We start from the raw sequence: 18,417 nt of genomic DNA on the forward strand, positions 1-18,417 counted from the left end.
CGTCGATGGTTCGCATTGCCCGCAGCCTAAGCGATCGGACGGCGCAATGAACCCGGTTGCGGGTCATCGACATGACTGAGCGGGGGGGGCGGTCCGCATCGAATGGGCGCACGGCGCACCAGTACCCTCATGCGTCCCGTGCGCACACCTCTCGCCCTCCTCATCGCGGCGATCCTGCTCTTCCCCGCGACCGCGCACGCGTGGATCCCGGACGACAAGGGCATCGGCGGGTTCGGCTGGCAGGCCGACCAGTGGAACTTCCTCCCGGGCACGGGCGTCGACGCGCCGCGTGCGTGGGACAACCTGTTCGCGGCGGGCCGGCCGGGTGGCAAGGGCGTGACGATCGCGGTGCTCGACAGCGGCGTCGCCTATGAGACGCGCGGGCGCTTCAAGAAGTCGCCGGACCTGAAGAAGATCCGCTTCGCGAAGGGCTACGACTTCTGCGCGCGCACGAGCAGCGGCATCAACGCGTGCGAGGGTCGCGACCCGTACCCGAACGACGACTACGGCCACGGAACGCACGTGATCAGCACGATCGCGGAGTCCACCAACAACGGCGTCGCCCTCACCGGCCTCGCCTACGGCGCGACGATCATCCCGGTCAAGGTCCTCAACTCCCGCGGCGAGGGCGACGAGGACACGATCACCGCCGGCATCCGCTACGCCGTCAAGCAGGGCGCGCAGATCATCAACCTGTCGTTCGAGTTCGGCTCGGCGACCACGTCGGCGACGCAGGTCCCGCGGATCGCCGCCGCCGTCCGCTACGCGCGCGCCAACAACGTGACGGTCGTCGCCGCGTCCGGCAACGGCGAGCTCCAGCGCGTCGGCTACCCCGCCGCGCTCCCGGGCGTCATCAGCGTCGGCGCCGTCACCGAGCACGGCTGCCTCGCCGAGTACTCCAACCACGGCCCCGGCCTGGACGTCGTCGCGCCCGGCGGCGGCAAGGACGCGGCGCTGCCCGACCAGCCGCAGTGCACGCCGAACGGCCCGCAGGGCCGCCCGATCTACCAGCTCACGCTCACCAACAAGCGGCGCCAGACCTTCGGCTACCCGACGGACTACATCGGCACCTCGATGGCCACACCGCACGTCTCGGCCACCGCCGCGCTGATCATCGCGTCCGGCGTCCTCGGGCCGAAGCCGACGCCCGACCAGATCGAGCAGCGCCTGAAGGCCACCGCGCGCGACCTCGGCACGCCCGGCCCGGACGAGCTCTACGGCGCGGGCCTGATCGACGCGGGCGCCGCTACCGCGCGTTAGCCAGCACGTCGGCGACCGCGATCCTCACGCCCAGGTGTGGCGCGGTGAGCTCGTTGACGATCTCGACACGGCCGTACGTATCGCCCGACGGCTCCGAATGCTGGACGGCACGGCCGCCATCAAGGTCGATGACCCAGTAGACGGGCGCGCCGGCCGCGGCGTAGAGCCGAGGCTTGATCTTCAAGTCCCGCGTCTGGGATGAGACGGCGACTTCCACCACCAGCGCGGCCGTAGCGGCGTGATACGGACGATCACCGTCACGCTCGAGGTGGTACTCGTCCGCCGTGAGGCGGTGGATATCGACGGGATCGACGGCCACGTCGGCCATTACCTCACCCGCGGCGCATGAGCCGGCCGACCGCGGCCATGAGCTCGTCGGCGGACGCCTCCTCGGAGGCGCCGCCCACCAGGCAGTGACGCGTGTGGCTGTCGAGCAGCCCGAGGGCGACCTTGTCCAAGGCTGCCTGGATGGCGCTGATCTGCGTCAGGACGTCGATGCAGTAGCGGTCGTCTTCGACCATGCGGGCGACGCCGCGGACCTGACCCTCGATCCGCGCGAGCCGCGTGTTCAACTGATCTTTGGTGGCGGTGTAGCCGCGTTCGGCCATACCGCCAGTCTACCGGAACCCCCGAGGGGTATCTAAACCGCGATCCGCTCTTCCTCGTGCAGGAGGAAGCCGGCGGCCTCGAGGACGCGGCGGTCGCGCAGGCGGCCGAGGCGCTCCTGCGCCTCGTGGTCGGTCTCCCAGGCGGCGACGGCGGCCGTGTCGTCCATGGTCTTCAGACCATGCTCGCCCGGCTCGTCGAAGGCCTGGCGCAGCCACGCGAGGTCGTCCGAGATGCGGCGGGGGCGCTCGGCACGAGCGGCGCCCGGCGCCCACGGATCCTCGCCCGTACGGCGCTCGGGCACGCCGGCCGGCCGGGTCAGGGCGACGGTCAGGGCGCCCATCCAATCGGGGCTCGAGCTCACAAGTTCCAGGACAGCCATGTCTTCTCCATTACCCCCAAGTGCGGGTCCTCACATCAGATTCCCGTCCAGCGCGGCGAGATACCGCTCAACGGAACGGCGGACGATATTGCTCCCGTCGGCTTCGATGACGGCTCCCCACCACGCGCCGTGGATCCGCTCGAACGCGAACGGCTCCAGCGCGGCGCCCACGGCCTGCACGGACGAGCCCGGGAGCGGGATGAAGTTCGGGAACGAGTACATGAACGCGACCCACTCGCGGTCCGGGATGACCTGGACGATGTCGCCGGTCAGCAGGTCCGTCCCCCGGTGCAGCACGGTGCCGCCCGCGAAGTGCCCGCCGCAACGGATCAGCGTCATGCCCCGGCCGAGGTCGTATGTGTCGCCCGACCAGTACTCGATCGCCGCGTCGGGCCGCATCACCCACTGGCGGTCGGCCTCGTGGAGCAGGACCGGGCAGTCGAACGCCCGCGCCCACTCGACCATCGACGAGTAGTAGTGCGGGTGCGAGATCGCGATCGCGCGCAGGGAGCCGACCTGCGCGGCGGTGTCGTCGTCGAGGAGCGTGACGCAGTCCCAGAGCACGTCCTCCACGAGCAGCGCACGCTGGCCGATGCCGAACTTCGGTGTCGTCCCGATCCCCACGAGCCCGTGGTCGTCGCGGATCTCGTTGGCGTGGGAAGCGCGCAGCGCCTCCAGCGACGTCCACTCCTGCCCGCCCACCGGGACGTACTGGCGCGCGTCCTCGCACACGGGGCACGCGGACACCGCGGCGCCGTACTGGACCCCGCACGTGACGCAGATGGGGTAGCTCACGCCGCCGATCCTGTCAGCTTTGAGCGCTGTGAGCCGCGAGTTCATGATCGGCATCGGCATCCTCAACGCCACGCAGGCGCTGCTGGTGCTGACCCCCGGCGCCGGGATCCCGTCCTGGCTGCACCGCTTCAAGACCAAGCTGTGGGCGCTGATCGCGCCGGTCAGCATCGCCCTCGTCGTCGCCGCGATCGCGCTCGTCCCGGAGGTCGCCGACGGCCTCACGTGGTTCGCCCTGCTGCTCGTGCCGCCGGGCGCGCTGCTCGCGCTGGGCTGGGCGATGCGCGGTGCGAAGCCCGTCTACGCGCTGCTCGCGGTCGCCGCCTTCGTGGTCGCGCTGCTGGATGTCGACTCCCCCACCGGCGAAGGTGCCGCCGCCTTCCTGACCGCGCTGAGCTGCATCACGCTCGGCCGCCTGCTCGCGGGCCTCGTGCCCGCGACGCCGCTGAAGCTCGGCATCATCGCGATGGCGGTGATCGACTTCATCCTCGTGTTCGGCAATCAGCTGCAGGGGCCGAACGCGACGCTCAACGCCGCCGTGCCCGCCCCCGGGCTCCCGCAGCTGCAGTTCCTCGACGTGACGTGGGCCCGGATGGGCTACGGGGACGTGTTCGTGGCCGGCCTGCTCGGCGGCATCCTCGCGGTCGAGGGGCGGCGGCAGGCCCCGGCCGCGCTGCTCGTCTTCGTCCTCTGCTGCCTGTGGGACCTGCTGTTCCTGCACTTCAATACGCTCCCCGCGACGGTGCCGATCGCCGTCGCGATCGTGATCCTGGAGGTCGTCTACCGCCGTGCCGCATCCTCCCGCGCCCTGGCAGCTCAACGGTGAGCTCGTCATCGTGCCCGCCTTCACCGCGGGCCGGCAGGTCGGCGGCGTCATGCTCGCCGACTACACGAGCGGCACGCTCGTCTACCGCGAGCTGATCGTCTTCAGCCACGCGACCACGAAGGGGATGGTCGTCAGCCACATCTACGTCGACGACCCGCAGTCGATGAGCGGCGGGCACGAGATCTGGGGCCTGCCGAAGGAGCTGGCGACGTTCACCTACGAGCGCTCGTCGTTCACCGCCCGCCAGGGCGACACCACGCTCCTGCAGGCGAAGGTCCGCCGCCGCCCGGGGTTCCTCCCGATCGTGATCCCGACGCCGATCACGAGCAGCGCCGGCCAGACGATCGGCCGCGCGCGGATCAAGGCGGCGCCGGCCCTGGTGGAGCTGCAGATCCCGGCCACCAGCCCGTTCGCGTACCTCGGCCTCGCCGGTCGCCATGTCGCGCTCGCCGGGGACGACCTGCGGCTGCACATGCCACCGCCCTCCTAGGCTGAGGCCCCGTGCGCCACTTCCTGCGTCCCCTCTTCGACCGCGTCGTCGTCAAGGAACTCGAGCCCGACCGCATCCGCCAGTCCGGCCTGCTCGTCCCCGCCGGGACGCACGAGCCGCCGCCCCAGCACGGGATCGTGCTGGCGATCGGCCCTGGCCTGGACTGGTGGGAGGGGGCGGGCATCGGGATGCCGGTCAAGCCCGGCGACCACGTCGTCTTCCCCGCCAGCGCGGGCGCGTGGGTGGAGGTCGACGAGGAGCGCCTGCTCGTGTGCCGCGTCGGCGAGCTGCTCGGCGTCCTCGACGAGGTCCCGGACGAGGTACCCGCATGATCCAGGTGCTCGCGCCGGGCATCCACCGCTGGGAGCTGCGGCACCCTGAGTGGCATCCGGGCGAGTTCGGCTCCAAGGTCGGCGCCTACCTGGTCCACGAGGGCGACGCGACCGTGCTCGTCGACCCGCTGCTCGACGACGAGGTGGCGGCCGAGCTCGACCCGCTCGTCCGCGGCGAGGTGGTGATCGCGGTCACGATCCCCTACCACGTGCGCAGCTGCGTCGAGGCGCTCGAGCGCTGGGGCGGGACGCTGGTCGGCCATCCGGACATCGCCAAGCGGCTGCCCGCGGGCACGCCGGTGCACGGCGACGAGGACCTCCCGCTCGGCCTGACCATGCACAAGCTCAGCCGCGGCAAGGAGCGTCCGCTCGAGCTGCCCGGGACCAGGGCGCTCGTGTTCGGCGACCGCATCGTCGGCGTCGAAGGCGGCCTGCGCTACTGGATGAGCGACCCGATCACCGACGACCGCCGCGCCTGGTTCCGCAAGACGGCCGCGCCCGGACTCGCGCGCCTGCTCGACATCGACTTCGAGCACGCGCTCGTCACGCACGGCGAGCCGGTCATGAAATCGGGCAAGGCGGCCCTCCAGGACGCATTGGACGGCGACCCCTGGTATCACCGCCCGTCATGAGCGACCACGTCTACAAGAGCGTCGAGATCACGGGCACCTCGCCCGACGGCGTCCAGCCCGCCATCGACCGCGCGCTGTCGAAGGCCGGCGAGACGCTGCGCAACATCGACTGGTTCGAGGTCACCGAGATCCGCGGCGCGCTCGTCGAGGGCGCCACGCACTACCAGGTGACGCTCAAGATCGGCTTCCGTCTCGAGGACTCCTAGCCCTTGCAGAACGCCTTCACGGGAGCCGCGCTCGACCGCGTCGGCGATTCCCGCCGCCGTGACGAAGCCTGGCTGGCCGCCCAGCTCGAGCATCCTGGCGCCCGCGCGGTCGTCGCGGGCGATCGGGGGTTCCGGATCGCCGACGGGCGCCTCGAGCTCGTCGCGCTGAGCGAGCTCAACGGCGGTCAGACGCCGCTCCTGCTCGGCCTGGACGAGGCCGGCCCCGTGTTCGCGTTCGACGAGGAGCCGGCGCGCGACGGCCGCGTGCCGATGGTCGGCAGCGGCGGCGTGCGCGGCGAGCCGCCCGTGAACGCGTCCGGCGACCGCGTGCCGCTACGCCAAGCCGCCGCCCGGCTCTCGCGGGCCGACGGCGGGCTGGCCGCCTACACGGCCGCGCTGCTGAACTGGCACCGCCGGCACCGCTACTGCAGCGCGTGCGGGCACGCGTCCGACCTCACCGAGGGCGGGCTGACGCGGGTGTGCCCGAACTGCGGCACCGAGCACCACCCGCGCACCGACCCGGTGGTGATCATGCTCGTCGAGGACGGCGACCGGCTGCTGCTGGGCCGCCAGGCCGCGTGGCCGACCGGGCGCTACTCGGCGCTCGCGGGCTTCGTCGAGCCGGGCGAGTCGCTGGAGGAGGCCGTCGCGCGCGAGGTGCTCGAGGAGGCCGGTGTCCGCGTCGGGACCGTCTCGTACATCTCCTCGCAGCCGTGGCCGTTCCCCGCGAGCCTGATGCTCGGCTTCACCGCGACCTACGAGGGCGGCGAGCCGACCATCGGCGACGAGGAGCTGCAGGATGTGCGCTGGTTCACGCGTTCCGAGCTCGAGCACGCCGCCGCGCAGGCCGAATCGGACAACTGGGGCAGCCCGGGAGATCCGGGCGGCGAGCTGGCGCTTCCTCCCCGTCTGGCGATCGCCCGACGTCTGATCGAGCACTGGCTCGCCGACTGACCTTGCAGCCGCTTCGTCGCTGGCTTAACGTTTGATGCCTCGTGACGTTGGAGGGCTGGATCTTCATGGTCGGTCTCCGTGTCTTCGACATCGGAGCCCTAGTCGTGTGGCTGGTGTGGTTCTTCCGGCTGCGCGACGACGACGATGACGACGGAGACGACTTCCGCCGCGGGAAGGACGACGACCGCGAGCCCGAGAAGCCGACCGGCCCGGGCGGCCTGAAGCTGCCGCTTCCGGAGTCCAAGCCGTGGCACGCGCGCCGGCGCGGGCACGAGGGCGATCGTCGGGGTGCGCCGCTCACCACGCGGCGTGACCGTCCGCACCGTGAGCCGACGCGCGCTCCGTCGCGCGGCCCGCACCGTTAGACGAACGTCTTATTCAGGCCTGACACGGACGCGCCATAATCGTGAGTGATGGCTGACCGGAGTCGCTGCCCCAACTGCAAAGAGCCCGTGAGCCCCTTCGCGGCGGGCTGCGCCGTGTGCGGCGCGGACCTGGACACCAAGCGCTGGGATACCGGTCCGAGCGCCGCCAACCGCGCCGGCTCGTGGTTCTCGGCGCTGAGCAACGGCGGGTCGCTGAACCGCAACTGGCTCTGGCTGATCGTCTTCATCGTGTTCTTCGCCGCACCGCTGGGCGCGTACCTCGGCTTCTACTTCTAGAGCGGGAATAGCCACGCCGGGCCCGGCGTCCTGCCGGGCATGCGCTTTCTCTTCGCCAGCACGCGCGGCGCCGCTCACATCGCGCCGCTGGTCCCGTTCGCGCTCGCCTGCAAGCGGGCCGGTCACGAGGTCCTGCTCGCCGCCCCGCACGCCGCGTGGGAGCACGTGGCCCGCGCGGGGCTCCCGTTCGCGGGCTTCGACCTCCCGCCGGACGAGCTGCTCGACCCCGTCTGGGCGCGCGTGCAGGCAAGCCGCGACCCGGACGAGCAGAACCGGATCGTGCGCGGGGAGCTCTTCGGAGGCCTGTACGCCGACCACGCCTTCCCGGGACTGCTGGCGCTGGCCCGGCGGATGCGGCCGGACGTGCTGCTGCACGAGACCGAGGAGCACGCGACGGCTCGGGTCGGGGCGCTGCTCGGGTTGCCCGTGTGGCGCGTCGAGTGCTATCTGGGCGCGGCGGTCGCGAGCGCGGAGCCGTTCCTCACGCTGTCGCCGGCGTCGTTCGACCCGCGCCCGAACGCGATCCGCTTCCGCGTCCGGCCGCGTCGCGAGGCCGTGCTCCACGACTGGTGGGCGGGCTCGCGCGCGCCGCTCGTCTACCTGTCCTTCGGCTCCACGGCGGCCGGCAACGGCTTCTACCCGGACCTCTACCGGGAGGCGGCGGAGGCGCTGGGCGGCCTCGACGTCCGCGTGCTGATGACGCTCGGCACCGAGGTCGACCCCACCGCGCTCGGCCCGGTCCCGGCCAACGTGCACGTCGAACGCTGGGTGCCGCAGTCGGCGGTCATGCCCGAGGCGGCCGTCATGATCGGCCACGGCGGGTCGTCCTCGACGCTGGGCGCGATGGCGGCGGGCGTGCCGCTCGCGGCCCTCCCCCTCTACGCCGACCAGCCGCAGAACGCCGCGCGGGTGGCCGAGCTGGGCGCGGGCCTCGCGCTCGACGGCGCCGACGGCCTGGCGGAGGCGGTCAGCACGCTGATCGGCGACCCGTTCTACCGCGACCACGCGCGCCTCGTGGCGGACGAGATCGCCCGCCACACGCTGGTCGACGACGCGCCGCTGTTCCTCCGCCGCGAGGCGGTTGCGGCGTAAATAAACGTCCAGGACGTTTAACTTTCGGCGGAGGTGAGCTGGCCCTCGTAGGGGCCGCGGCCGGTGAGGTTCGCGGCGCCCGCGCGGGCGGCGAAGGCGAGGGTGCGGTCCGGGTCCCAGCCGCGACCCAGGCCGTAGGTCACGCCCGCCGCGAACGTGTCACCCGCCCCGTACTCGTCGACCAGCGGGCCGGGCAGCTCGGCGGCCTCGAAGCGGCCCTCACGCTGCTCGGCGCCGTGCCAGGTGCCGCCTTCCTTGCCGGCGGTGGTGATGATCAGCTTCGGCGGCGGGTCGAGTGTCTCGGGGTCGACCTGCTCGAGCCGGTCCTTACCCGAGCCGACGAGCGCGTCGAGCTGGATGCCGGCGAGCGTGTCCACCGCGCGGGGCGTGGCGACGAGCAGCCGGCCGCGCCGTGCCTGCTGCATCGCGGCGTGGTCGCCGCCGGAGACGAAGACGGCGTCGGCGCCGTCGATCCGCTCCCAGGGCACGTCGTCGGCACCGTGCGGGACGTGGCGCTCGCCGACGATCGAGATCGTGCGCTCGCCGTCGTCGTCGAGGTGGACGAAGCCCCAGCGCTGCATGGCGTCACGCGGCGCCGCGTGGACCCGGACGCCGAGCGCCTCGAGCCGCTCGCGCGCCGCCCGGCCGCGCCAGTCGTCGCCCAGCGCGGTGAAGAAGTCGACGTCGCCGGACAGCTTCGCGAGCTGCACCGCGACCACCGCCGCGCTGCCCGCGGCCTCGGAGAACCACTCGGTCGCGTCGATGATCTCGCCCGGCTCGGGCACGTGGCTGAACCGCCCGAACTCGATCCACTCGACGTGGCCCACCACGGCGAACCGGGTCATGCGCGCAGCTTCGCTTCCGCGAACTCGCGCATGCCGGCCTCGAAGTCCTCCTCGGCCGTGAACCCGAGCTCGGTGCGGGCCTTCTCGGCGGAGGCGAACACGTGCCGCACGTCTCCCCCGCGCCACTCACCCGTGACCACCGGGTCGGGGCCATCGGTCGCGCGGGCGAGCGCCGCAGCCATGTCCCCCACGCCGCGCGGCGTGCCGCTGCAGACGTTGAAGGCGCCAGGCGTGCCCGTCTCGAGGGCGAGGACGTTCGCGCGGGCGACGTCGCGGACGTGCACGAAGTCGCGTCGCTGGCCGCCGTCCTCGAAGACGCGCGGCGCCTTGCCGGCGGCCAGCGACGACCGGAAGATCGAGGCGACGCCCGCGTACGGCGTGTCGCGCGGCATCCGTGGCCCGTAGACGTTGTGGTACCGCAGCGACGTCACCGGCGCGCCCGTCTCGCGCATGTACGCGTTCGCCAGGTGCTCCTGTGCCAGCTTGGTCGCGGCGTAGACGCTGCGCGGATCCAGCGGCGCGTCCTCGGGGACCGCCTCGGCCGTCAACGAGCGCCCGCAGACCGGGCAGGGCGGCTCGAAGTTCCCGGCGTCCAGCTCCTCCGGCGCGCGCGGACCGGGCCGCACGACGCCGTGCTCGGCGCAGCGGTAGCGGCCCTCGCCGTAGACGACCATGCTCGAGGCGAGCACGAGTGGCACCGGTTTGCGGGCCAGCGCACGGATCACTTGGGCGGTCGCGAGGTCGTTGTGGGACACGTAGTCGGCGATGTCGCCGAGGTCCAGCCCGAGGCCGACCATCGCGGACTGATGGCAGACGGCGGAGACGCCGTCCAGCGCGCCGGCGATCGTCTCCGGGTCGCGCACGTCGGCCTCGACGAACTCCGCCCGCGGGTCCAGGTAGTCGGGCCGCTCGCGATGCGCGGCCGCCAAGAGCATGTCGAGCACCCGCACCTCGACGCCACGCTCGAGCAGCGCGTCGACGATGTGCGAGCCGATGAAGCCGGCCCCGCCGGTCACGAGGATCACGCGGCGCCAGGCTATACCGTTCCGCCGCGTGCCCGACGTGATCCTCCCGGTCCTCGACGAACGTGACGCCCTGCCGTGGGTGCTGGAGCGGATGCCCGCCGGCTACACGCCGATCGTCGTCGACAACAACTCGACGGACGGATCCGGGGAGCTCGCCGCGCAGCTCGGCGCGCAGGTCGTGCGCGAGACCACGCCCGGCTTCGGCGCCGCCTGCTTCGCCGGGCTCACGGCCGCGACCGCCGACCTCGTGTGCTTCATGGACTGCGACGCGTCGTTCGACCCGCAGGAGCTGCCGAAGGTCGCCGATCCCGTCACCGCGGGCGCGTTCGACCTGATGCTCGGCGCCCGCAAGCCGACCGCCCGCGGCGCCTGGCCGGTCCACGCCCGCGTCGCGAACACGGTGCTCGCGCTCGAGCTGCGCCGGCGCTCGAAGGTCAAGCTGCGCGACATCGGCCCGATGCGGGCGGCCCGCCGCGAAGCGCTGCTCGCGCTCGGCATCCAGGACCGGCGCTTCGGCTGGCCGCTCGAGATGGTCCTGCGCGCGGCGTCGGCCGGGTGGCGGATCGGCGAGGTCCCGGTCGCCTATCACCCGCGCGACGGCGAGTCCAAGGTCACCGGGACGATGAAGGGCACGGTCCGCGCCGTGCGCGACATGGCGGGGGTCTTGCGCGAATGAGTGATCCAGGATCGGCCGGGGCACGCTAGAGGAACTGTGGGTCCTGCACTTCTCGTGATCGCCAAGGAACCGGTGCCCGGCCGGGTGAAGACGCGTCTCACCCCGCCGTTCACGCCGGACCAGGCCGCCGCGCTCGCACGCGCGGCCTTGACGGACACCCTCGCCGCGGCGGCCACCGCCCGCGGCGCCGCTCGCCGCGTGATCGTGCTCGACGGCGACCCCGGGCCGTGGCTCCCGCCCGGCTTCGAAGTCATCGCCCAGCGCGGAGACGGCCTCGAGGAGCGGCTCGCCGCGGCGTTCGAGGACGTCGGCGACCCCGCGTTCCTCGTCGGCATGGACACGCCGCAGGTGACGCCGGCGCTGCTCGACCGCGGTCTGCGAGCCGTCGCCCACGGCGGCACGGCGTTCGGCGCCGCGCTCGACGGTGGTTGGTGGTGCATCGGCCTGCAGCCCGGTAGCGAGCGCGTGTTCGACGGCGTCCCGATGAGCTGCGACAACACCGGCGAGGTGCAGTTGGCCCACATGCGCGCGATGGGCATGGAGCCGGCGATCCTGCGCCCGCTGCTGGACGTCGACACGTACGAGGACGCGCTCGCGGTGGCGGCCCTCGCGCCGCAGAGCCGCTTCGCCGCGACGCTGGCCGACGCGGCGATCGAGCAGGAGATCGCGGCGTGACGGCGATCGCGGCGCTGCCCGCGGACGCGCTCTACGGGCGGCTGCTGGCCTCCGCCGCACAGCACCTGGACGGCTCCGGGCCGGCGCCACGGGCGCGCATCCGCGGCGCCGACGGGGTCTCCGCGGAGCTGCCGCTGGACCGCTGGCTGGCGCCCGCCGACGCCACCGACGACGCGATCCTCGCCGACGTGCAGGCGCCCGTGCTCGACATGGGCTGCGGCCCCGGACGGCACCTGGCGCGGCTGCGCGAGCTCGGCAAGCACGGGCTGGGCGTCGACCTCTCCCCCGTGGCGGTGGCGTTCGCGCGGGAACGCGGCGCGACCGCGATCAGCGGCTCGCTGTGGGACGAGGTCCCCGGCCGCTACCGGACGATCCTGCTGCTGGACGGCAACATCGGCATCGGCGGCGCGCCGGTGCTGCTGCTCAAGCGGGCGGTCGAGCTGCTGGCGCCGGACGGCGTGATCGTCGTCGAGACGGACGCGGCGGGCGTCCCGACGCGGCGCGTGCGGGTGCGCATCGAGGCGCCGGACATGGTGTCGGAGTGGTTCAGGTGGGCGCGGGTCGGGGCCGATGATGCGGCGCTGATCGCCGGGCGGGCGGGGTTGCGCGTGAGGGACCGGCGGGAGCTGTCCGGACGCACCTTCGTCACGCTCGGGCGGCGCCCGTGAAGGCGCCGCCCGGCCCGTTCCAGCCGGGGTTCTTCCGCTCGCCGATCCGCGGGCCGTGGCTCACCGGCGTCCTCGGGCTGATCCTGCTCGTCCTCACGAGCATCGTCGCGCTGACGGGCTTCCTGAGCCACATGGCGTACTCGCCGAACCTGCCGGGCAACGCGATCGTGCCCGCGGACAAGGACTTCCCGCTCATCCTGGGCTGGCCGGCCTCGCCGACCTACCTCTACGCCGTCACGCAGGGGCTGCACACGAACGTCGGCCTGATGGTCATTCCCTTCCTGCTCGCGAAGCTGTGGTCGGTGATCCCGCGGCTGTTCGTGTGGCCGCCGGCGACGAGCCCCGCGCAGGCGGTCGAGCGGCTCTCGATCGCGCTCCTCGTCTCCAGCAGCGTCTTCCAACTGGCTACGGGCGTCGCCAACGCGCAGTACTGGTACCCGTTCAAGTTCAACTTCGTGGTGGCGCACTACTACGGCGCGATCGTGTTCGTGGCCTCGCTCGCGATCCACGTGATCATCAAGCTGCCGGTCGTCTTCCAGGCGCGCCGGGACCGCGAGTGGATGAAGCCGATCCGCGAGGACCTGGACGAGCCGACGATCTCCCGCCGCGGCGTGATCGCCTTCGCCGGAGCCGGCGCCCTCACCCTGCTGCTCGGCAACGCGGGCCAGTCGCTCGGCGGGCCGCTGCGCAAGACCGCGCTGTTCGCACCCCGCCGCGACAGCGGGTTCCCGGTCAACAAGACGGCGAAGGCGGCCGGCATCACCGCCGACATGACCGGGCCGGACTACCAGCTCGTCCTGCGCCTGGGCGACCGCGTGACCGCCTTCACGCGTGAGGATCTGCTCGCCCTCCCCCAGCACACGGCGCGCCTGCCCATCGCGTGCGTCGAGGGCTGGACCACCACGCAGGAGTGGACCGGCGTGCGCCTGTCCGAGCTGGCGAAGCGGGCCGGCGCCCCGAACGCGCAGCAGGTGCTCGTGCAGTCGTTGCAGAAGGCCGGCGTGCTGCGCCGGGCGTCGCTGGGCCGCGACCAGATCGCCGCCGACGATGCGCTGCTCGCGCTCAAGGTCAACGGCGCGGACCTCTCGCTCGACCACGGCTACCCGGCGCGGATCATCGTCCCCGCGCTGCCCGGCGTGCACAACACCAAGTGGGTCGCGGAGATGACCTTCCAGGCATGAGGCTCTGGCTCGCCCACCTGATCTTCCTGCCGCTCGCGGCGTGGGCCCTGATCACCGTGCTCGACTTCCGCGCGGCGTCGAACGTCGTGCTGTGGCTCGTCGGCGCGGTGATCGTGCACGACTTCATCGTGCTGCCGCTGTACTCCGCCGCCGACCGCGCCGGCCGGCTGGCGCTGCCGGGCACCCGCATCAACTACGTCCGCATCCCGGCGGGGCTCTCGCTGCTGACGCTGCTCGTCTTCTGGGGCACGATCCGCGGCAAGGGGGAAGGCGCCTACGCCCGCGTGTCCGGCCTGACCTGGGACGGCTACGGCACGCGCTGGCTGCTGCTCACCGCGGCGCTGTTCGCGCTGTCGGCCGTCGTCTACCTCGTGCGCTCGAGAACGGGCCGCCAGCCCGCCTTGTAGTGCACGACCGTCTTGTCGGACAGCGTGATGTCGAGCCCCCAGCGCTCACGGTCGAACGCGATCGCGTACGGTCCGCCGATGATGTGGACGCGACGGATCAGCTGGAAGGGCGAGCGGCGGTAGACGAGCAGCGCGTCGCCCTCGGAGTCGACGACATACATCGCGTCCTTGCCGTCGCTGACCAGGTCGGTCGGCCCGATGCCCGCTCCCGTGCTGCCGACGCGCTTGCCGGAGGCCACGTCGTACACGTCGACGGTCCGCTCGCGCCCGCACAGGACGGCGAGCTGCGCCTTGTCGGCCAGCCACTGAGTGGCGAGCTGATCCCGGCACGTCGCGAGCTTCGGCGCGCCTTCCGCGACGTTCGCCGACGGCGGACCGGCGGGGTCCGGCAGCTGGGCCTCGGCCATCGAGCCACAGCCGGCGAGCAGGACGAGCAGTAGCGGTGCGAGTCGGCGCATTCGCCAAGCAGCATGCCACGCCGCTCGTCGCCGCGATCCTGGCGGCGGCCACGGTCTTCGTCGGCCTGTGGGAGGACGGGCACGGGAGGCTGCTCGGCGTGCCGCACCCGCCGTTCATCGGCGCGTGGAACCCCGAGGTCACCGCCTGGATGCTGCTCGCGGTGCCGTGCTTCGTGGCCGGCGTCGCGCTGGTCAACCCGCTCCTGCGGCTCAAGGCGCTGCCGTTCGCCGCGGCGCTGCTCGCGCTCACGCTGGTGCTGCGGCTCGTCCTGTTCGCCGCCCGGCTGGGCACGGACTACGACCGCGCGCTCGAGGTCCTGCCCCGCGGTGAGGGCAAGAACGAGTACCTGCCGACGCTCGCCGCGCTCGACTACGGGCCGCGCTTCTTCCTCGACCGCTTCGCCGAGCTCGTGCCCGCGCTGCCCGTGCACAGCGCCGGCCACCCGCCCGGGCTCGTGCTGACCATGCACTACCTCGGCCTGGACACCGGGCCGAAGCTGGCGGCGTTCTGCATCCTCGTCGGCGCGCTGTCCGCGCCGCTCACGTACGTGCTCGCGCGGCGCCTGTTCGAGGAGCGGACGGCACGGATCGCCGGCGTGCTCGCGGCGTTCGCCCCCGCGATGCTCCACTTCGGCGCGACCTCCGCGGACGCCGTCTTCCTCACGCTGGGCCTGCTCGCCGCGATCCCGCTGCTCTCCGGCCGCGTCGTGCTCGGCGCGCTCGTGCTCGCGGTGGTGACGATGTTCGCGTGGAGCCTGTTGGCGGTCGGCGCGTGGGCGACGATCCTGCTCCTGACCCGGGACGGCTTCAAGCCGGCCCTCAAGCTCGCCGTCGCCTGCGGGATCGCGCTGGTCGCCACCCAGGCCGCGCTCGCGGCGGCCACCGGCTGGGATCCGATCGGCACCTTCCACGCCACGCACGACGTCTACACGGTCGGGATCGCGTCGCGCCGCCCGTACTGGTTCTGGCTGTTCGGCTCCCCCACGGCGTTCTTCCTCATCCTCGGCGCGCCGATCGCCTGGCTGGCCGTCGCGCGGCTCGCCCAGCGGGGGCCCGAGGCGATCGCGATCTTCAGCGTCATCCTCGTCGCGTCCGTGGCCGGCTTCACCAAGGCCGAGACCGAGCGCATCTGGCTGTTCCTGGTGCCGTTCGTGTGCTTGGCGGCGGCGCCGCTCGTCAAGCGCCCGACGCTGCTCGTCGGCGCGCTCGCGGTGCAGGCCGTGGTCTACGAGCTGCTCTTCGACACGCTCTGGTGAGCGGCGGGCCCGCGCCCGGCGAGCAGCTGCAGATCACGCCACAGCGACCAACCTTCGACGTACGCGTCGTCGAGCGCGGTGTCGGCGTCTCCGCCTCGCAGCTGCGCGGGCCCGATCAGCCCCGGCGCCATCAGCCGCCGCGGGCCGGTGTGCCCGGACCCCGTGCCCGGCTCCACCATCCGCGGCCCGACGAACGAGACGCGGCCGCGCAGGACCGCCAGCAGCAGCGGCAGCTCACGCGCGCCCGCCCGCTCCAGCCAGCGCCCGACCGCGCCGCCCGGCAGCGCCTGGAAGCGCGTCAGCACGACCGAGCGACCGTGCCGCCCGAGCCGCGTCCGCCGCTCGATCATGCCCTCCCCCGCGAACCCGAGCATCAGCAGCACGAGAACGAGCACCGGCAGGACCGCGACGAGCAGCACGAGCGCGAGCACGGTGTCCAGCAGGCGCTTGGCGAGGAGCGCTGCGCGGGCACGCGGCCGCGCAAGCCGCTCAGCGGCCCGCTCGACATCGGGTGACCGGTGCAGTCCGTGCTCCATCATTCGCGTCGACATGCGACACGCTCCTACGGGTGGTGCCCAGACCATCCCAGATGGACGGCCTACAGAGAAGGAGGACGGACGGATCTACGAGAGCGGGCGCAGCTCTTCCGCGTACGACAGGGAATGCCGCCGCAGCTCGCCGCCCGGGAGGATCTCGTAGGCGCCCATCCGCCACAGGGGCGGCGAATAGGCGTGAATGGTGACCGCCGGCTCACTGCCGCAATGGCGGACCCGGTGGATGTCCGACGCCGTGAAGTGGAACGACTCGCCCGCTTTGGCGACGCGCGTCACCGGCGGACCGCCGAGTGCGAGGCGGTCCTCCGCGACCGCGCCCTCCGCCACGGCGACCGCGCCGCCTGACAGGTCGTGGTCGTGGAAGCCGGTGTCGTGCTCGTCCATCCAGCAGATCAGCCACACGGCGACGTCGTCGTCGCGGTGCAGCTCCACGTACTCGCGCTGCTCACGCGAGTGGCGGACGAGGTGCTCCCACTGCGAGCGATCCTCGGCCAGCTCGCGCACGAGCACTTCCAGCTCCGGTTCCGTCACAGCACTCGCTCCGGGTTGGCGACCGTCAAGGCGTGCAGCGCCGCTTCGCCGAGCGGCGCGAGGTCGTGCGGGGCCACCACCGGCACGTCGGTCCCGTGCAGGAGCCGGTCCACGCCCACGACGCGCAGCATCGCGTCGATCGCGCGCGGCCCGTAGGAGGACGTGTCGTAGAAGGTCAGCGGGTCGTGGACCGCGTGCGCCGGGCCGCCGCGCGCGGCCAGCCGCTCGGCGTGCAGCGGCGCGAGGCCGGCGAGCATCGCGAAGACCACGGTGAGGTCCGCGTGCTGCGGGCGCCCCCACTCCGCCCAGGCGTGCCAGGCGGTGTGCATCTCGGCCACGTAGCCCGTCAACGCGGGGAACCAGGCGGGCGAGCCGGCGGCCGGGCCGGGATGGATGAGCAGCGGCGCGTGGCGCTCCGCGAGGCGCTCCAGCGCCCGGTGCCAGCGCTCGAGCTCGAGCAGCGCGCGTCCCGGGAGCGCGATGCCGAGCGCGCCGGCGTCCAGCAGCTCGTCGACGAGCTCGGGCCGTGCCGGGCTCGCCCACAGCTCGAAGGGCGGGCCCAGCTCGAGCACGCCACGGTGGTAGTCCTCCAGCAGCGCCTCGGCCTCGGGCAGCGCCTCAAGGCCGATCGGCAGCGACGGCGCGACGATGATCCGGTCGAAGCCGGTGCGCGTGGACGGGTCGTGCGCGGCCGGGTCGAACGGCGCGGGCTCGTCGCCCGGGAGATCGAGCCACCACCCGTGCCCGTCGCGCTTCAGGCGAGGTTGGACCGAGCGGCGCGCCAACGAGGAGAGGAGGGCCTCTGGCCACAGGTGCTGGTGGATGTCGGCGCGCCGCACGGTCTGGCCTACATTATCGACAAACCCGATCGACTTTCAAGGGTTAGTGCGTTCGACCATCACGGAGGTCGCTTTGACCGCCGCGGTGGCGTGCACTCCGGGCGCCAGCCCGAGCTCCTCGACCGAGTCGCGCGTGACCGCCGCGACCACGATGTACGGACCCGCCTCGATCTCCACGAGCGCCATCACGCCGTCCACCTCGACCGAGCGCACGATGCCCGCGAAGCGGTTGCGGGCGGACAGCCGCGCGCCGGTCGGCGGGCGCTGCGGGCGGTCGGAAAGGCGCTCGATCTCCGCCTCCGGGACCAGCCGGCGGTTGCGGGCGTCGCGGACCGTGCGCAGCTTGCCCGCGCGGTCCCAGCGCCGCAGCGTGTCGGCGGAGACGCCGAGCGCCCGCGCCGCCTCGCCGAGGGTCAGGTCGGCCACTCGGGCAGCGCGCCTTCCACGCGCTGCGGGCCCTCGGGCGTGAGCTCGACCTTCCAGATCGGCGCCTCGGCCTTGGCCCGGTCGATCAGCTCGCGCGCACCGGCGAACGTCTCGCCGCGGTGCGGCCCGGACGCGGCGCACAGCACCGACGGCTCGCTCAGCGGCACGCGTCCGACGCGGTGGATCACGGCGACCGCGCACAGCCCGTGCTTGGCCGCGACCTCCTCGGCGATCGTCCGCAGCTGCTGCGCCGCCATCTCGACGTAGGCCTCGTAGTCGAGCGCCTCGACGTCCCGCGTGACGCCCTCGAAGAGCACGACGGCACCGGCGCGCGGGTCGCGCACGGCCGCCAGGATCGGCGCCGGGTCCAGCGGCTGCTCGGTCACCTCGACCAGGCGGACGACCTCGTCGGCACCGCCGCTCACGGGCGGGATCAGCGCGACCTCGTGGGTCGGCAGCACGCGCTCGTCGACCCGCGCGTACTCGCGGTCGAGCGCGACGATGCACTGCCCGGGAGCGAGCCCCATCGCGGCCAGCACGTCGCCTGCACGCGCGTCGTCGGGCAGCTCCAGCTCGACGTGATCCGCACCCGCGCGCTCACGCAGGCCGGCGAACAGGCGAACCGAGATCTTCACGCCCCGT

28 protein-coding genes are annotated in these 18,417 nt (G+C 72.9%); 16 read left to right on the forward strand and 12 right to left on the reverse strand.

Features of this window, described 5'->3' with window-relative positions; all coding sequences use genetic code 11:
- The first annotated feature begins 138 nt into the window (after positions 1-138).
- Entirely contained in the window at positions 139-1,260 is a 1,122-nt protein-coding gene (locus C8N24_RS26605; RefSeq protein WP_170179443.1) for a S8 family serine peptidase, read from the forward strand.
- Here the strand turns inward: C8N24_RS26605 and C8N24_RS26610 are convergent.
- Genes C8N24_RS26610 through C8N24_RS26625 form a run of 4 tightly spaced genes read right to left on the reverse strand, consistent with a single transcriptional unit; the run spans position 1,247 to position 3,043 of the window.
- Complete coding sequence (locus C8N24_RS26610; protein ID WP_121255854.1) at positions 1,247-1,588, reverse strand: Uma2 family endonuclease; 342 nt, start codon at positions 1,586-1,588, stop codon at positions 1,247-1,249. The genes C8N24_RS26605 and C8N24_RS26610 overlap by 14 nt on opposite strands.
- 4 nt (positions 1,589-1,592) lie before the next feature.
- A complete protein-coding gene (locus C8N24_RS26615) occupies positions 1,593-1,868 on the reverse strand; it encodes a metal-sensitive transcriptional regulator (protein ID WP_121255856.1) in 276 nt (91 codons plus the stop codon).
- 32 nt (positions 1,869-1,900) lie between these two features.
- Positions 1,901-2,248, reverse strand: coding sequence for a hypothetical protein (locus tag C8N24_RS26620; protein ID WP_147448002.1), 348 nt, complete (start codon positions 2,246-2,248; stop codon positions 1,901-1,903).
- A 30-nt stretch (positions 2,249-2,278) separates the two neighbouring features.
- The gene (locus tag C8N24_RS26625) at positions 2,279-3,043 is read right to left on the reverse strand and encodes an MBL fold metallo-hydrolase (RefSeq protein ID WP_211340157.1); all 765 of its coding nucleotides are present in this window, start codon (positions 3,041-3,043) and stop codon (positions 2,279-2,281) included.
- 19 nt (positions 3,044-3,062) lie between these two features.
- On the opposite strand from C8N24_RS26625, the gene C8N24_RS26630 reads away from it, so the two are divergent.
- From C8N24_RS26630 to C8N24_RS26670, 9 genes are all read left to right on the forward strand, one after another.
- Positions 3,063-3,866, forward strand: a complete 804-nt coding sequence (locus C8N24_RS26630) for a hypothetical protein (protein ID WP_147448003.1) — start codon at positions 3,063-3,065, stop codon at positions 3,864-3,866.
- Positions 3,829-4,356, forward strand: coding sequence for an acetoacetate decarboxylase family protein (locus tag C8N24_RS26635; RefSeq protein WP_121255864.1), 528 nt, complete (start codon positions 3,829-3,831; stop codon positions 4,354-4,356). Before C8N24_RS26630 ends, C8N24_RS26635 begins: the two co-directional genes overlap by 38 nt.
- Positions 4,357-4,367: 11 nt before the next feature.
- Entirely contained in the window at positions 4,368-4,688 is a 321-nt protein-coding gene (locus tag C8N24_RS26640) for a co-chaperone GroES (RefSeq protein WP_121255866.1), read from the forward strand.
- Positions 4,685-5,320 (forward strand): MBL fold metallo-hydrolase, encoded by a 636-nt coding sequence (locus C8N24_RS26645; RefSeq protein ID WP_121255868.1) that lies wholly within the window; start codon positions 4,685-4,687, stop codon positions 5,318-5,320. Before C8N24_RS26640 ends, C8N24_RS26645 begins: the two co-directional genes overlap by 4 nt.
- On the forward strand, positions 5,317-5,526 hold the full coding sequence (locus tag C8N24_RS26650; RefSeq protein WP_121255870.1) for a dodecin: 210 nt from the start codon (positions 5,317-5,319) through the stop codon (positions 5,524-5,526). The genes C8N24_RS26645 and C8N24_RS26650 overlap by 4 nt, the downstream gene beginning before the upstream one ends.
- Positions 5,527-5,529: 3 nt before the next feature.
- Positions 5,530-6,480 carry an NAD(+) diphosphatase gene (gene nudC, locus C8N24_RS26655; RefSeq protein WP_121255872.1) on the forward strand — a complete coding sequence of 317 codons (951 nt, stop codon included), beginning with the start codon at positions 5,530-5,532 and terminating at the stop codon, positions 6,478-6,480.
- A gap of 65 nt (positions 6,481-6,545) precedes the next feature.
- Positions 6,546-6,845, forward strand: a complete 300-nt coding sequence (locus tag C8N24_RS26660) for a hypothetical protein (RefSeq protein ID WP_147448004.1) — start codon at positions 6,546-6,548, stop codon at positions 6,843-6,845.
- An 87-nt stretch (positions 6,846-6,932) separates the two neighbouring features.
- Entirely contained in the window at positions 6,933-7,142 is a 210-nt protein-coding gene (locus C8N24_RS26665; RefSeq protein ID WP_121255876.1) for a hypothetical protein, read from the forward strand.
- Between the two features lie 39 nt (positions 7,143-7,181).
- Entirely contained in the window at positions 7,182-8,234 is a 1,053-nt protein-coding gene (locus tag C8N24_RS26670; protein WP_121255879.1) for a glycosyltransferase, read from the forward strand.
- Positions 8,235-8,251: 17 nt separating this feature from the next.
- Here the strand turns inward: C8N24_RS26670 and C8N24_RS26675 are convergent, their stop codons facing one another.
- On the reverse strand, positions 8,252-9,079 hold the full coding sequence (locus C8N24_RS26675) for a PfkB family carbohydrate kinase (RefSeq protein WP_121255881.1): 828 nt from the start codon (positions 9,077-9,079) through the stop codon (positions 8,252-8,254).
- Positions 9,076-10,104, reverse strand: a complete 1,029-nt coding sequence (locus C8N24_RS26680) for an NAD-dependent epimerase/dehydratase family protein (protein ID WP_121255883.1) — start codon at positions 10,102-10,104, stop codon at positions 9,076-9,078. Before C8N24_RS26680 ends, C8N24_RS26675 begins: the two co-directional genes overlap by 4 nt.
- A gap of 28 nt (positions 10,105-10,132) precedes the next feature.
- Between C8N24_RS26680 and C8N24_RS26685 the strand changes: the two genes are divergently transcribed.
- The 5 genes from C8N24_RS26685 to C8N24_RS26705 are packed head-to-tail and all read left to right on the forward strand — an operon-like array spanning position 10,133 to position 13,711.
- The gene (locus tag C8N24_RS26685; RefSeq protein ID WP_121255885.1) at positions 10,133-10,780 is read left to right on the forward strand and encodes a glycosyltransferase family 2 protein; all 648 of its coding nucleotides are present in this window, start codon (positions 10,133-10,135) and stop codon (positions 10,778-10,780) included.
- A 36-nt stretch (positions 10,781-10,816) separates the two neighbouring features.
- On the forward strand, positions 10,817-11,455 hold the full coding sequence (locus tag C8N24_RS26690) for a TIGR04282 family arsenosugar biosynthesis glycosyltransferase (RefSeq protein WP_211340158.1): 639 nt from the start codon (positions 10,817-10,819) through the stop codon (positions 11,453-11,455).
- Positions 11,452-12,123 carry a class I SAM-dependent methyltransferase gene (locus C8N24_RS26695; protein ID WP_121255889.1) on the forward strand — a complete coding sequence of 224 codons (672 nt, stop codon included), beginning with the start codon at positions 11,452-11,454 and terminating at the stop codon, positions 12,121-12,123. Before C8N24_RS26690 ends, C8N24_RS26695 begins: the two co-directional genes overlap by 4 nt.
- Positions 12,120-13,304 carry a molybdopterin-dependent oxidoreductase gene (locus tag C8N24_RS26700; RefSeq protein ID WP_121255891.1) on the forward strand — a complete coding sequence of 395 codons (1,185 nt, stop codon included), beginning with the start codon at positions 12,120-12,122 and terminating at the stop codon, positions 13,302-13,304. The genes C8N24_RS26695 and C8N24_RS26700 overlap by 4 nt, the downstream gene beginning before the upstream one ends.
- Positions 13,301-13,711, forward strand: coding sequence for a hypothetical protein (locus C8N24_RS26705; protein ID WP_121255893.1), 411 nt, complete (start codon positions 13,301-13,303; stop codon positions 13,709-13,711). Before C8N24_RS26700 ends, C8N24_RS26705 begins: the two co-directional genes overlap by 4 nt.
- On the opposite strand, the gene C8N24_RS26710 is transcribed toward C8N24_RS26705, so the two are convergent.
- Complete coding sequence (locus tag C8N24_RS26710) at positions 13,669-14,169, reverse strand: YncE family protein (protein WP_121255895.1); 501 nt, start codon at positions 14,167-14,169, stop codon at positions 13,669-13,671. The two genes, C8N24_RS26705 and C8N24_RS26710, sit on opposite strands and share 43 nt — an antisense overlap.
- Here C8N24_RS26710 and C8N24_RS26715 point away from each other — a divergent pair.
- Positions 14,154-15,425 (forward strand): hypothetical protein, encoded by a 1,272-nt coding sequence (locus C8N24_RS26715; protein ID WP_121255897.1) that lies wholly within the window; start codon positions 14,154-14,156, stop codon positions 15,423-15,425. The genes C8N24_RS26710 and C8N24_RS26715 overlap by 16 nt on opposite strands.
- On the opposite strand, the gene C8N24_RS26720 is transcribed toward C8N24_RS26715, so the two are convergent.
- The 5 genes from C8N24_RS26720 to C8N24_RS26740 form a co-directional block, all read right to left on the reverse strand.
- Entirely contained in the window at positions 15,395-15,976 is a 582-nt protein-coding gene (locus C8N24_RS26720; protein WP_170179444.1) for a sugar transferase, read from the reverse strand. The two genes, C8N24_RS26715 and C8N24_RS26720, sit on opposite strands and share 31 nt — an antisense overlap.
- 72 nt (positions 15,977-16,048) lie before the next feature.
- On the reverse strand, positions 16,049-16,510 hold the full coding sequence (locus C8N24_RS26725) for a cupin domain-containing protein (RefSeq protein ID WP_121255901.1): 462 nt from the start codon (positions 16,508-16,510) through the stop codon (positions 16,049-16,051).
- Positions 16,507-17,349 (reverse strand): amidohydrolase family protein, encoded by an 843-nt coding sequence (locus C8N24_RS26730; RefSeq protein WP_121255903.1) that lies wholly within the window; start codon positions 17,347-17,349, stop codon positions 16,507-16,509. The genes C8N24_RS26725 and C8N24_RS26730 overlap by 4 nt, the downstream gene beginning before the upstream one ends.
- 36 nt (positions 17,350-17,385) lie before the next feature.
- Positions 17,386-17,775, reverse strand: a complete 390-nt coding sequence (locus C8N24_RS26735) for a TOBE domain-containing protein (protein WP_121255905.1) — start codon at positions 17,773-17,775, stop codon at positions 17,386-17,388.
- Positions 17,763-18,410, reverse strand: coding sequence for a molybdenum cofactor biosynthesis protein (locus C8N24_RS26740; protein WP_170179445.1), 648 nt, complete (start codon positions 18,408-18,410; stop codon positions 17,763-17,765). Before C8N24_RS26740 ends, C8N24_RS26735 begins: the two co-directional genes overlap by 13 nt.
- Positions 18,411-18,417: the final 7 nt, after the last annotated feature.

Origin of the sequence: Solirubrobacter pauli, assembly GCF_003633755.1 — a bacterium.
In the GTDB taxonomy this organism is placed as follows: domain Bacteria; phylum Actinomycetota; class Thermoleophilia; order Solirubrobacterales; family Solirubrobacteraceae; genus Solirubrobacter; species Solirubrobacter pauli.